10 protein-coding genes are annotated in these 13,615 nt (G+C 70.7%); 1 reads left to right on the top strand and 9 read right to left on the bottom strand.

Features of this window, described 5'->3' with window-relative positions; all coding sequences use genetic code 11:
- Positions 1-20 precede the first annotated feature (20 nt).
- From ACZ7N4_RS00270 to ACZ7N4_RS00230, 9 genes are all read right to left on the bottom strand, one after another.
- Positions 21-737 carry an ABC transporter ATP-binding protein gene (locus tag ACZ7N4_RS00270; protein WP_471351999.1) on the bottom strand — a complete coding sequence of 239 codons (717 nt, stop codon included), beginning with the start codon at positions 735-737 and terminating at the stop codon, positions 21-23.
- Positions 734-1,840, bottom strand: a complete 1,107-nt coding sequence (locus ACZ7N4_RS00265) for an ABC transporter ATP-binding protein (protein ID WP_471351997.1) — start codon at positions 1,838-1,840, stop codon at positions 734-736. Before ACZ7N4_RS00265 ends, ACZ7N4_RS00270 begins: the two co-directional genes overlap by 4 nt.
- Before the next feature lie 5 nt (positions 1,841-1,845).
- Complete coding sequence (locus ACZ7N4_RS00260) at positions 1,846-3,672, bottom strand: branched-chain amino acid ABC transporter permease (RefSeq protein WP_471351993.1); 1,827 nt, start codon at positions 3,670-3,672, stop codon at positions 1,846-1,848.
- A 5-nt stretch (positions 3,673-3,677) separates the two neighbouring features.
- A complete protein-coding gene (locus ACZ7N4_RS00255; RefSeq protein WP_470601068.1) occupies positions 3,678-4,607 on the bottom strand; it encodes a branched-chain amino acid ABC transporter permease in 930 nt (309 codons plus the stop codon).
- A gap of 112 nt (positions 4,608-4,719) precedes the next feature.
- The gene (locus ACZ7N4_RS00250) at positions 4,720-5,955 is read right to left on the bottom strand and encodes a branched-chain amino acid ABC transporter substrate-binding protein (protein ID WP_471351990.1); all 1,236 of its coding nucleotides are present in this window, start codon (positions 5,953-5,955) and stop codon (positions 4,720-4,722) included.
- Between the two features lie 290 nt (positions 5,956-6,245).
- Positions 6,246-6,863 carry a Tat pathway signal sequence domain protein gene (locus ACZ7N4_RS00245; protein ID WP_471351988.1) on the bottom strand — a complete coding sequence of 206 codons (618 nt, stop codon included), beginning with the start codon at positions 6,861-6,863 and terminating at the stop codon, positions 6,246-6,248.
- Positions 6,860-7,270, bottom strand: a complete 411-nt coding sequence (locus ACZ7N4_RS00240; RefSeq protein ID WP_471351985.1) for a hypothetical protein — start codon at positions 7,268-7,270, stop codon at positions 6,860-6,862. The genes ACZ7N4_RS00245 and ACZ7N4_RS00240 overlap by 4 nt, the downstream gene beginning before the upstream one ends.
- A gap of 243 nt (positions 7,271-7,513) precedes the next feature.
- The gene (locus ACZ7N4_RS00235; RefSeq protein WP_471351983.1) at positions 7,514-8,005 is read right to left on the bottom strand and encodes a hotdog fold thioesterase; all 492 of its coding nucleotides are present in this window, start codon (positions 8,003-8,005) and stop codon (positions 7,514-7,516) included.
- Between the two features lie 47 nt (positions 8,006-8,052).
- Positions 8,053-10,395, bottom strand: a complete 2,343-nt coding sequence (locus ACZ7N4_RS00230) for an FdhF/YdeP family oxidoreductase (protein WP_471351981.1) — start codon at positions 10,393-10,395, stop codon at positions 8,053-8,055.
- Positions 10,396-10,716: 321 nt separating this feature from the next.
- On the opposite strand from ACZ7N4_RS00230, the gene polA reads away from it, so the two are divergent.
- The gene (gene polA / locus ACZ7N4_RS00225) at positions 10,717-13,443 is read left to right on the top strand and encodes a DNA polymerase I (protein ID WP_471351978.1); all 2,727 of its coding nucleotides are present in this window, start codon (positions 10,717-10,719) and stop codon (positions 13,441-13,443) included.
- Positions 13,444-13,615 lie beyond the last annotated feature (172 nt).

The raw sequence follows: 13,615 nt of genomic DNA, 5'->3' as shown, positions 1-13,615 counted from the left end.
CGTCGTCGTGCACGGAGGGGTCAGTCCTCTCCGAGGTACGCCTTGCGGACGGACTCGTCGTGCAGCAGGTCCTGTCCCGTTCCCGACAGGACGATGTTGCCGACCTCCATGACATGGCCCTGGTCGGCGAGGGAGAGCGCCGCCTGGGCGTTCTGCTCGACGAGCAGGATCGTGGTGCCCTGGGCCTTCAGCTCGACGATCGTCGCCATGATCTTCTGCATCATGATCGGCGACAGACCCATCGACGGCTCGTCCAGCATCAGCAGCTTCGGCTGGGACATCAGCGCCCTGCCCATCGCCAGCATCTGCTGCTCACCGCCCGAGAGGGTGCCCGCGGCCTGCTTGCGCCGCTCCCCGAGGATGGGGAAGAGGTCGTAGGCGCGCTGGATGTCCTTCTCGATGCCGGGCTTGTCGTTGCGCAGGAACGCGCCGAGGCGCAGGTTGTCCTCGATGCTCATGCGCGGGAAGATGTGCCGCCCCTCGGGGGAGTGGGCGAGGCCCAGGGAGACCACCTGGTGGGCGGGGACCTTCTTCAGCGACCTGCCGTTGAACCTGATCTGTCCGCCGACCGGCTTGAGCAGCCCGGACAGGGTGCGCAGGGTGGTGGTCTTGCCGGCGCCGTTGGTGCCGATGAGGGTGACGACCTGACCGGCCTCGACCTTGAAGGAGATGCCCTTGACGGCCTCGATCTTGCCGTAGGCGACCCTCAGGTCCTCGACTTCGAGCAGTGCGGTCATCGGTCGTTCTCCTTGCCGGTCGCGGCGTCGGTCGCGGCGTCGGTCGTGCTGTCCGTGCCCCCGGCAGGGGCGTCCGCGTCCTCGGCCGAGGTGTCCGTGCCCCCGGCCGGGGCGTCCGTGCCGTCGGCAGGGGTGTCCGTCGCCTCGGCAGCGGTGTCCGTTTCCCCGGCCGAGCCCTCGGCCGGAGCGGCGGCGTCCGAGGCCGGAGTGTCGGTGGCCGCCTGGGCCGTGGCCCCGGCGTGTGCCTCGGCGGCCTCCACCTCGGCCACCTCCTCGGCGCCGGGCGCGTCCTCGAAGGGCTCGCCGAGGTAGGCCGCGACCACGCGCTCGTCGCCCTGGACGGTCGCGCTGTCGCCCTCGATCAGCTTCTCGCCCTGCACGAGCACGGCCACGCGGTCGCACAGGTTGAAGATGAACCGCATGTCGTGCTCGATGACGAGGACGGCGATGCCCATGTCCCGGATGGCGAAGACCAGTTCCTCGGTGGTCCGGGTCTCCTGCGGGTTCATGCCGGCCGTCGGTTCGTCGAGCAGCAGCAGGCCGGGTTCGCTGGCCAGGGCGCGGGCGATCTCCAGTTTGCGCTGCTCGCCGTAGGGGAGGTTGCGGGCGAGGTGCTCAGCCTTGTGGTCCAGGCCGACGAAGCGGAGCAGTTCCATCGCCCGGTCCTTCGAGGCCTTCTCGGCCTTGTGGAAGCCGGGGCCGCGCAGGACGGCCGACCAGAAGCCCTCCTTGGTGCGGGTGTGCCGGCCGACGAGCACGTTCTCCAGGACGGTCATGTTGGCGAACAGCCGGATGTTCTGGAAGGTGCGCGCGATACCGGCCGCGGTGACCTTGAAGGACTTGGGAGGCAGGACGGTGCCCTTGTAGCGGACCTCGCCCTCGGTGGGGACGTACAGGCCGGTCAGGCAGTTGAAGAAGGTCGTCTTTCCGGCGCCGTTGGGGCCGATGAGGCCGACGATCTCGCCGGCGCCGACGGTGAGGTCGACGCCGCGCACGGCGGTCAGGCCGCCGAAGCGCATGGTCACGCCGCGGGCGTCGAGGACGGTTTCGCCGGGCACGGCGGCGCCGGGGGCGGTGTCCTGGGTGGTGGTGTCGGTGGTCATGGTGGTCAGGCCCCCGCCTTCGTCAGGAGGGTGGGTGCTTCCGCCTCTTCGTGGAATTCGAGCTGGCGGCGGCGGTTGGGGATGAGGCCCTCGGGGCGGAAGCGCATCAGCAGGACGAGCGCGAGACCGAAGGCGAAGAGCTGGTAGTTGCCCAGGAACTGGAGCTTGTTCGGGATGAGGAAGAGCAGGGCCGCGCCGATCAGCGGACCGCTGATGGTGCCCATGCCGCCGAGGACGACCGCGGCGAGCAGGAAGGCGGAGTTGGGCGGGATGGGGCCGGCGAACAGGTACTGCTCGGGCGTCACGGTGTAGGTGACGTGGGCCTGGACGGTGCCCGCGAGTCCGGCGAGGGAGGCGCCGACGGCGAAGGCGATGAGCTTGACCCGGAAGCCGTTGATGCCCATGGCGAGCGCGGCGGTCTCGTCCTCGCGGATGGCCACCCAGGCGCGTCCGATGCGGGAGTTGCCGCTGCGGCGGAAGACCAGCACCACGACCGCGGTGATGATCAGCATGAGGAAGAAGTAGTTGGCGAACCGGCCGATGGTGAAGCCGCCCATGTCGTGCTGGGCGCCGAAGTCGAAGCCGAGGACGTCCAGGTTCGGGATCGAGGAGATGCCGTTGGAGCCGTTGGTGAGGTCGGGTCCGGAGGTGCCGTCGAGGTTGTTGGCCGTGATGCGGAAGATCTCACCGAAGCCGAGGGTGACGATGGCGAGGTAGTCGCCGCGCAGCCGGAGCGTCGGGGCGCCGATGAGCACGCCGAAGACCAGGGAGGCGGCGGCGCCGACGAGGACGGCGGCCCAGAACGGGAAGTGCACGTCGAACGGCGAGCTGGGGGAGCCGGACACCAGGGCCGCCGCGTAGGCGCCGACGCCGAGGAAGGCGACGTAACCGAGGTCGAGGAGACCGGCGAGGCCGACGACGATGTTCAGACCGAGGGCGACGGTGGCGAAGATGAGGATGTAGACGCCGAGGGTCGCGTACTGGTCGTTGGTCTGGGTGAAGGGGAACAGCGCCGCCGCGACGAAGGCGCCGCAGATGGTGATGTTGCTGTGCCGGGAGGCGATCTGCGAGGCGCGGGCGATCAGTCCGGCCTTGTTGAGCGCGGCGAAGCCGAAGCCGGCGGTGATCAGGAAGCCGATGAACAGCTCGTCGTACTCGGTGCCGATGCCGTAGGTGAAGACGACCAGGCCGAGCGCGAGCATCGCGACGATGACCAGGATCTCGGCGTACGACGGGAGGGCGGGCGCGGGCTTGGGCGCGCCGGCGGTGAAGACCGCCTTGGTGGTCTCCCACTTGTACGCGGCACCGTGCTTGAACTTCTCCCAGCCGGTGTCGTCCGGGTCGATCGGCTCGGGCTCGGGCCGCCGGAACGGCAGGGCCAGGGCGCCGGCGAGGGCGGCGAGGCTGGCGACGGCGACGAGGAAGCCACCGGGCTCCAGGTTGACGAGTCCGCCGAGGTCGACGGTGATCGCGAGGACCGTGTACCAGCTGGTGGCGAAGGTGGCCAGGGTCGCGAACCGCAGGGCCGCGTCGGGGCCGGCGGGTGTCAGCCAGCGAAGGCCCCGCACGCCGTAGGAGGCCAGCGCGAACAGGGTGGCGAGGGCCGCGCCGACGAGGACGAGGACCTGCAGGCCGCCCGGGTAGCCGTAGACGGTGAGGTCGCCGGGGAAGTCGGCGGTCCAGGTCCAGGCGAGGAAGGCGGAGACGATCGTCAGCGCGCTGCCGCCGAGGGCGAGGGCGCGGGCCGCCTTCTCCGGCAGCGGCAGCAGGCCGGAGGGGGCGTCGGCCGTGCGGGCGCCGGAGGTCTCGGATGCGGTGGTCTGTGTGGTCATCGGTCTCACGCCCTGTCCGCGACGCGCTCGCCGAGCAGGCCCTGCGGCCTGAACAGCAGTACGAGGATGAGGAGTACGAAGGCCCAGACGTCGGCCCAGGACTGGCTGCCGAACTTGTCCATGCCCGGGATGTCGGCGATGTAGGCGGTGGCCAGGGTCTCGGCCACGCCGAGGACCACGCCGCCGATCATGGCTCCGTAGATGTTGCCGATACCGCCGAGGACGGCCGCGGTGAACGCCTTCAGACCGAGGATGAAGCCCATGCGGAAGTTGATCTCGCCGTACTTCAGGCCGTAGGCGACGGCCCCGACGGCGGCGAACGCGGCGCCGAGCGCGAACGCGATCACGATGATGCGGTCGGTGTTGACGCCCATCAGCTTGGCGGTGTCCGGGTCCTGCGCGGTGGCCTGCATGCCGCGGCCGGTGCGGGTCTTCATCACGAACCAGGCGAGGACCGCCATGCTGATCGGGGCCGCGACGACGAGGAAGATGTCACCGGTCTGGATGGTGACGCTGCCGATCTCGAAGGGGCCGCCCGCGATCTGCGGGAAGGTGCGCGCGGACTTCGCCTCCGGGTACCAGGCCCACACCGCCTGCTGGAGGGCGAGGGAGAGGCCGATGGCGGTGATCAGGGGCGCGAGGCGCGGGGCGGTGCGCAGGGGCCGGTAGGCGAACCGTTCCGCCCCGACGGCGATGGCGACGGCGACGATGACGGCACCGATGATCATCAGCGGTAGCGCGATCCACATGCTGGTGCCGCCGGGGAGCCAGAGCCAGACCGTGAGAGCGCCGAACGCTCCCGTCATGAATATCTCGCCGTGGGCGAAGTTGATGAGCTGGACAATGCCGTAGACCATTGTGTAGCCGATGGCGACCAGCCCGTACATGGATCCTAGGAGCAGGCCGTTGACCAGCTGCTGCGGCAGTTCGTTCACCGCATGTCCTCCGAGACGTTCGGAAAGTGCGAGGGATGTGGCCGGATGCGAGTCCGCGCGGGGCGCCAGTGGAACAGCGCCCCGCGCGGCTCGTGAGTGGGTCAGGCGTGGATCAGCCGGTGTAGGTACCGGACTTGACGGGAACCCAGGCACCGTTCTTCACGGCGTACACGGTGAGCTGCTTGTTGGTGGCGTCGCCGTACTCGTCGAAGGAGACCTTGCCGGTCACGCCGTCGAAGGACACGCTCTGCATGGCCTCGGTGACCTTGGCGCGGGCGTCGGAGGGCAGCTTGCCGCCGTTGGCGTCGGCGACCTTCTTCACGGCCTCGATGATCGCCCAGGCGGAGTCGTAGGCGTAACCGCCGTAGGCCGAGTACTCCTCCTTGTAGCCGCCGGCCTTGTAGTCGGCCACGAACTGCTTGGCGGAGGGCAGGTCCTCGACCGGGGCGCCGACGGAGGTGGCCAGGTCGCCGGTGGCCTCGGCGCCCGCCAGCTTCATGAACGTGTCGTCCTTGATGCCGTCACCGCCGACCAACGGGATCTTGGCACCGGCGGCCTTGATCTGCTTGCTGAGCGGGCCGGCCTGCGGGTACTCGCCGCCGTAGTAGATGACCTGGGCGCCCGAGTTCTTCACCTTGGTGGCGATCGCGGAGAAGTCCTTGGCGTCGGGGTTGATGTGCTCGGTGCCGACCACCTTGCCGCCGAGCTTCTTGAACTCCTCGGTGAAGGTCGCGGCGAGGCCGGAACCGTAGGTCTTCTTGTCGTCGATGACGAAGACCTTCTTCTTCTTGGCGGTGTTGAAGACGTACTGGGCGGCGAACGGGCCCTGGATGGCGTCCGTGGTCGCGGTGCGGAAGTACGCCTTGTACGGGCGGACCTTCTTGTTCTGCCAGTCCTGGCCCTGGGTCAGCGCCGGGCCGGTGTTGGCCGGGGAGACCTCGACCAGCTTGGCGTCGTCGAAGACCTTCTGCATCGACTCGGCGACCGAGGAGTTCAGCGGGCCGACGACACCGAGAACCTCCTGCTCGGAGACGAATTTCGAGGCGTTCTGCTGGCCGGCTGACGGTTGCGCCTGGTCGTCGAGGGCCTCGATCTTGAAGGTGACGCCCTTGACGAGCTTCTGGTCGTTGGCCTTCCGGACGGCGAGGTCGGCCGAGTTCTTGATGCCGAGGCCCATGGCGGACAGGTCGCCGGTCAGCGGGGAGTCGACGCCGATGACGACGGTGGTGCCGCCGCCGTTGCCGGAGTCCGAGCCCTTGTCGCCGCTGTCGCGCGAGCCGCAGGCGGTGAGGGTGAGCGCTCCCGCCGCCAGCGCGGCGGTGATGGCGATAAGCGAACGTTGACGCACGATCAGTCCTTTCCCCAGGCACAACCGCCTCCCCGTGGAAGCGGTCGAGTCGCGCGCCGCGCTGAATTGGACAATCCGAAGGCGCGGTGACTGGCCGTGACTCTAAGCGTGTGTAGGGAACGTGGAGGAGTGTCTGACCGAGGCTGTGACGCTCTTGTTATGACACGACGTAATGCAGAGCGGTACTGGGTGGGGTGGAAGGTGGAATTCAGGGGGATTCGCGCCGTCCACATTCTGAGAATGCGCAGGACTCGCCATGATCATCCCAGGCGTCTCGACCGTTTTGGTGATTACCGCGCCCTGTTGCCGCAAGCTGCTTCCACGGCGCGGGAGAGGTCCTGCGCGTAACGCCGGCCCGGGATGAAGCTCTGCTCCTGCATTGCGCGCGCATTACGCAGAGTTACGTCCAGGAAAGGGAGGCCGGCGTCCTTGGGGACTTTTCCGCATTCGGTCACGTGCATCGTTATGGTGATCTTGCGGGCCGAATCTGCCCGGATCCGGAGCGGAGTGGGTGGTTCCGTGGTCACGGACAGCCCCGCGTACGGCTGGATCACGCGGGTCACGGTGACCGGCGGCCCGGACGCCACGCCGACCAGGACGGCGAAGCTGAAACTGTGCGGCGGAGCGCCCGCCGGGGCGGCCCGGGCGTCGAGGTAGGTCACGTCCACCACCTGGACGGGGTACGGCACTTGAGGATGCGGGCGCCTCGCGTGCGGGGCCGGCTGGTGCGGGCGGGTGGCGTACAGGTAGCCGCCGCCCGAGAGGAGGACGGCCGTGGCGGCGAGGGCGGCGGCGATCCGCCGGTGGCGGGCGCACCAGGCGCCCACGGGCGCGGTGATGCCCTCCTCCCGCCGGCTCTCCCGCGCACACGTGCCCTCACCGGGCTCCGGCGGACCGATGCCGCTCATGTCCAGGGGCCTCCGCTCGGGGTCCCGTGGCGGTAGCGCTCGGCGCACGCCGTCCGCGCCTGACGGTCGATCAATTCATCTGCGGCGCCGCGTCCTTGGTGTCGCCTCACGGCCCGTGCGGCGTCCACGACTTCTCTCAGGATCTGGTACTGGCCGTGGGACAGTCCCATCGACTGGTAGTCGCCGTAGGTGTCGCCGTCGAGCACCTCGCGCGACCAGTAGGTGATGAGGCGGGCGCAGAGGTCGGCGTCGGATGGAGGGGTGGGGACGGGAGCCGGGGTGGGGGTGGAGGCAGGGGAGGAAGTGGGGGAGGAGGAGTGTGCGTGGGCGGGGGTACGGCTCGGCCCGTCACAGCCCGTTGCGTACAGCACGGCCGGCAACGCCAGCCAGAACACCAGGAACCTCACCCCTCGCCGGGGGCCTCCTCGCCGTCCCATGTGCCGAAGCTAAGGGGGAGGGAGGGCGAGGGGCAACGCTCCGGCGGACCCGGACCCGGACCCAACCCTGACCCGGACTCGGACCCGGGCTGGGCTTGTGGCGGACCGGGGCTCAAGACGCGGTGGATCGGGGCTCGTCCTGTCGCGGACCCGGGCTCGACTCGCGGTGGGCCCGCGCTTCTGGGGGCCAGAGCTCGGCTTCCCGGCCGGGGTTCAGCTCGCGGTCGGCTCCGTGGGGGCGCCGTCGCCCGGGCGTACGTCCCGGAGCAGGCAGGTCAGCCGGGCGGTGCAGACCCGGCGGTCCTCCTCGTCGCTGATCACGATCTCGTACGTCGCCGTCGACCGTCCCCGGTGCACCGGCGTGGCCACGCCCGTCACCAGGCCCGAGCGGACCCCGCGGTGGTGGGTGCAGTTCAGGTCCACCCCGACCGCGATCTTCGAGGCGCCGCCGTGCAGCATGGAGCCGACCGAGCCCAGGGTCTCCGCCAGCACCGCGGAGGCGCCGCCGTGCAGCAGGCCGTACGGCTGGGTGTTGCCCTCCACGGGCATGGTCCCGACGACCTTCTCCGCCGAGGCCTCCAGGATCTGCACCCCCATCCGCGTGCCCAGATGCCCGGCCGAGAACAGGGCGGGCAGGTCCACACCGAGCGACGCGTACTCGTCGATGACCTCCTGCGGGAACTTCACTCGCTGCTGCTCACCCATGGACCCGGCTCCGTTCGTCGTCAGCTGTCGGCTCACTGAGCAAACGCTCAGTCGGTCGCCGATTGTTCCAGACGGCTCTCCGGGGCCTCCGCGCGGTCTTCGGGCGCCTCGTCTCCGGGGGCGTGGCCCTCGAGTCGCACGACGACGGACTTGCTGGCCGGGGTGTTGCTGGTGTCGGCGGTGGCGTCCAGCGGCACCAGCACGTTCGTCTCGGGGTAGTACGCGGCCGCGCAGCCCCGGGCCGTCGGATACAGCACCACCCGGAAACCCGGCGCCCGCCGCTCCACCCCGTCCCGCCACTCGCTGACCAGGTCGACGTACGACCCGTCGGCGACACCGAGCGCGCGGGCGTCCTCCGGGTGCACCAGCACGACCCGGCGGCCGCCCGTGATGCCCCGGTAGCGGTCGTCGAGGCCGTAGATCGTGGTGTTGTACTGGTCGTGCGAGCGCAGGGTCTGCAAGAGCAGCCGGCCCTCGGGCAGCGTCGGGTACTCCACCGGGGCCGCCGTGAAGTTGGCCTTGCCCGTGGCCGTCGGGAAGCGGCGTTCGTCGCGCGGGGCGTGCGGCAGCGCGAAGCCGCCGGGGCGGGCCACGCGGGCGTTGAAGTCCTCGAAACCGGGGATCACGCGCGCGATGCGGTCCCGGATCGTGGCGTAGTCCTTCGCGAACTCCTCCCACGGCACGACACTGCGCTCGCCGAGCACCCGGCGCGCGAGGGAGCAGATGATGGCCGGCTCGGACCGCAACTGCGGGCCGGCCGGCTTCAGGCGCCCGCGCGAGGCGTGCACCATGCCCATGGAGTCCTCGACCGTCACGAACTGCTCACCGCTCGCCTGCTCATCGCGCTCGGTGCGGCCCAGGGTGGGCAGGATCAGCGCACGCGCGCCCGTGACCACGTGCGAACGGTTCAGCTTGGTCGACACGTGCACGGTCAGCCGGGCCCGGCGCATGGCGGCCTCGGTGACCTCGGTGTCGGGGGAGGCGGAGACGAAGTTGCCGCCCATGGCGAAGAACACCTTCGCCTCGCCGTCGCGCAGAGCGCGGATGGCCCGTACGACGTCGAAGCCGTGCTCGCGCGGCGGCGCGAACCCGAACTCCTTCTCCAGGGCGTCCAGGAAGGCCGGGGCGGGCCGCTCGAAGATGCCCATGGTGCGGTCGCCCTGGACGTTGCTGTGCCCGCGCACCGGGCACACACCCGCCCCCGGGCGGCCGATGTTGCCGCGCAGCAGCAGGAAGTTGACGACCTCGCGGATGGTCGGGACGGCATGCTTGTGCTGGGTGAGGCCCATGGCCCAGCAGACGATCGTCCGCCGCGACGCGAGGACCATGCCGAGGGCCCGCTCGATCTCCGCGCGCGTGAGCCCGGTCGCGGTCAGCGTCTCGTCCCAGTCGGCGGCGCGCGCGGCCTCGGCGAACTCCTCGAAGCCGTGCGTGTGCTCACGGACGAAGTCCTCGTCGACCGCGCCGTCCGCCTCCAGGATCAGCTTGTTGAGGAGCCGGAAGAGGGCCTGGTCGCCGCCGATGCGGATCTGGAGGAACAGATCGGTGAGGGCGGCTCCCTTGAGCATGCCCTGCGGGGTCTGCGGGTTCTTGAAGCGCTCCAGGCCCGCCTCGGGCAGCGGGTTGACGCTGATGACCTGCGCGCCGTTCGCCTTGGCCTTCTCCAGCGCGGAGAGCATGCGCGGATGGTTCGTGCCCGGGTTCTGTCCCGCGACGATGATCAGGTCGGCCTGGTACAGGTCCTCCAGCAGGACGCTGCCCTTGCCGATGCCGATGGTCTCGCTGAGCGCCGACCCGGACGACTCGTGGCACATGTTCGAGCAGTCCGGCAGGTTGTTCGTGCCCAGCTCGCGCGCGAAGAGCTGGTACAGGAACGCGGCCTCGTTGCTGGTGCGGCCCGAGGTGTAGAAGACGGCCTCGTCGGGGGAGCCCAGGGCGGCGATCTCCTCGGCGATGATGTCGAAGGCCCGCTCCCAGGAGACCGGCTCGTAGTGCGTGCCGCCCTCCGGGAGGTACACGGGGTGCGTGAGCCGGCCCTGCTGACCCAGCCAGTAGCCGCTGCGGCCGGACAGGTCCGCGACCGAGTGCGCGGCGAAGAACTCGGGCGTGACCCGGCGCAGGGTGGCCTCCTCCGCCACCGCCTTGGCGCCGTTCTCGCAGAACTCCGCCGCGTGCCGGTGGTCCGGCTCCGGCCAGGCGCAGCCCGGGCAGTCGAAGCCGTCCTTCTGGTTCACGCGCAGCAGGGTCAGGGCGGTGCGCCGCACACCCATCTGCCGCTGGGCGATGCGGAGGGTGTGCCCGATGGCCGGCAGCCCCGCCGCCGCGTGCTTCGGCTCCGCGACCTGCGGCGCGTCCTGAACCGGATCACCCTTGGGCGGCTTCGTCGCCATCGCACGGTCCCCTTCGACTGCGTGTGAGAAGTACGGTGCCGATCCTCCCACGCGTCACCGACAACGGTGCCGGTCGGGTTGACGGGGAGCGGGACCGACGCCTGGTCCCGGTCGGATCGCCTGGTTCCGGTCGGATCGGCGGGAGCCGGCCCGGTCGGTGGGAGCGGGACCCTCGCCTGGTTCGGTCGGGTCGGCGGGAGCGGTACCGCCGCCCGCTTCCCCGGTCGCCCGCCCGTTCCCGGCCGGGCCCGTGTGGCGGTGCTCACGCCCGCCGCGGGCGCGGGGCCCGGGTTGTCAGTGGCTCGTGGCAGGATCGGGGACGTGGCAGAGACAGCATCGAAGCAGACCGACAAGACCCCCGGCGGCACCCGTCCCCGGCTGATGCTCATGGACGGGCACTCGCTGGCCTACCGCGCGTTCTTCGCGCTGCCCGCGGAGAACTTCACGACCGCGACCGGCCAGCCGACGAACGCGATCTACGGTTTCGCGTCGATGCTGGCCAACACCCTGCGTGACGAGGCGCCCACGCACTTCGCGGTGGCCTTCGACGTCTCCCGCAAGACCTGGCGCTCCGAGCGGTTCACCGAGTACAAGGCGAACCGCTCCAAGACCCCGGACGAGTTCAAGGGCCAGGTCGAGCTGATCGGCGAGCTGCTCGACGCGATGCACGCCCCGCGCTTCGCCGTCGAGGGGTTCGAGGCGGACGACGTCATCGCCACCCTCGCCACCCAGGCCGAGGCCGAGGGCTTCGAGGTGCTGATCGTCACCGGCGACCGCGACTCCTTCCAGCTGGTCGCCGAGAACACCACGGTGCTCTACCCGACGAAGGGCGTCTCGGAGCTGACCCGGTTCACCCCGGAGAAGGTTTTCGAGAAGTACGGCTTGACGCCCGCCCAGTACCCGGACTTCGCCGCCCTGCGCGGCGACCCGTCCGACAACCTCCCCGGCATCCCCGGCGTCGGCGAGAAGACCGCCGCGAAGTGGATCAACCAGTTCGGCTCGTTCGCCGAGCTGGTCGAGCGGGTCGAGGAGGTCAAGGGCAAGGCCGGGCAGAACCTCCGGGACCACCTGGAGTCCGTCAAGCTCAACCGCCTCCTCACCGAGCTGGAGCGCCAGGTCGAGCTGCCGAAGACGGTCGCCGACCTGGAACGGGCCCCGTACGACCGCAAGGCCGTCGCGATGATCCTGGACACCCTGGAGATCCGCAACCCGTCCCTGCGCGAGCGGCTCTTCGCCGTCGACCCCGGCACGGAGGAGGCCGAGGTCACTCCCGTCACCACCGACGGCGTGGAGATCGACGGCAGGATCCTGCACACCGGCGAGCTGGCCCCCTGGCTCACCGCGCACGGGGCCGCGACCCTGGGCGTGGCCACCGTCGACACCTGGGGGCTGGGCACCGGCTCGGTCGCCGAGGTGGCCCTCGCCGAGGCCGGGGGAGCGGCGGTCTGGTTCGACCCGTCCGAGCTGGACGAGGCCGACGAGAACGCGTTCGCGGCCTGGCTGGCCGACGCGGACCGCCCCAAGGTGTTCCACAACGCCAAGGGCGCCATGCGCGTCTTCGCCGAGCACGGCTGGAGCGTCGAGGGCGTGCGCATGGACACCGCGCTCGCCGCCTACCTGGTCAAGCCCGGCCGCCGCTCCTTCGACCTGGACGCGCTGTCGATGGAGTACCTGCACCGCGAGCTGGCCCCCGCCGCCGCGGCCGACGGCCAGCTGGCCTTCGGTGCGGACGACGGCGCCGAGGCCGAGGCCCTGATGATCCAGGCCCGCGCCGTCCTGGACCTCGGCACGGCCTTCGAGGGCCGCCTTGAGGAGGTGGGCGCCGCCGACCTGCTCCGGGACATGGAGCTGCCCACGTCCGCGCTGCTCGCCCGCATGGAGCGGCACGGCATCGCGGCGGACCGGCCGCACCTCGAAGCGATGGAGCAGATGTTCGCGGGCGCGGTCCAGCAGGCCGTGAAGGAGGCGCACGCCGCGGCAGGCCACGAGTTCAACCTGGGCTCGCCCAAGCAGCTCCAGGAGGTCCTCTTCGGCGAGCTGGCGCTGCCGAAGACGAAGAAGACCAAGACCGGCTACACCACCGACGCCGACGCGCTGGCCTGGCTCGCCACCCAGACCGACAACGAGCTGCCGGTGATCATGCTCCGGCACCGGGAGCAGGCCAAGCTCCGGGTCACCGTCGAGGGCCTGATCAAGACCATCGCGGGCGACGGCCGTATCCACACCACCTTCAACCAGACGGTGGCCGCGACCGGCCGCCTCTCCTCCACGGACCCGAACCTCCAGAACATCCCGGTCCGCACGGACGAGGGCCGGGCGATCCGCCGGGGCTTCGTGGTCGGCGAGGGATTCGAGTCCCTGATGACCGCGGACTACAGCCAGATCGAACTGCGCGTGATGGCCCACCTCTCCGAGGACGAGGGCCTGATCCGGGCGTTCACCTCCGGCGAGGACCTGCACACCACCGCCGCCTCGCAGGTGTTCGGCGTCGAACCCGGCGCCGTGGACGCGGAGATGCGCCGCAAGATCAAGGCGATGTCGTACGGCCTCGCGTACGGCCTGTCCGCGTTCGGCCTCTCCCAGCAGCTGAACATCGAGGCGGCCGAGGCCCGCGCCCTGATGGACGCCTACTTCGAGCGTTTCGGCGGGGTGCGGGACTACCTGCGCCGAGCGGTCGACGAGGCCCGGGCCACGGGCTACACGGCGACGCTCTTCGGCCGCCGCCGGTACCTGCCCGACCTCAACAGCGACAACCGCCAGCGCCGCGAGGCGGCCGAGCGCATGGCCCTCAACGCGCCCATCCAGGGCACGGCGGCGGACATCGTGAAGATCGCCATGCTCAAGGTCGACAGCGCCCTGCGGGACGCGGACCTCAGGTCCCGCATGCTCCTCCAGGTCCACGACGAAATCGTCCTGGAGATCGCCCCCGGCGAGCGGGCGGCCGCCGAGGAGATCGTTCGCCGCGAGATGGCGGGCGCCGTGAACCTGCGGGCACCGCTGGACGTCTCGGTGGGCGTGGGCCCCGACTGGGAATCGGCAGCCCACTAGCAGCCTGCGGCGCGCGGGCGGAGCGGAGGGGGCCGGGCCGAGCGGGGGAGCACTGCACCCCGAGGCGAAGGCGGGCGCCGGCCGGACGAGGCCGACGCCCGCCCACGTTCCTCCCCGGCCCGGCCCCCCCTTTCTCCACCGCGACGGCTACCGACCCGCCGACGCACCCCTT

The organism is Streptomyces sp. NPDC107654 (genome assembly GCF_055639035.1).
Note: the sequence above shows the minus strand (reverse complement) of the source record. Positions and strands in the feature narration are given on the sequence as shown.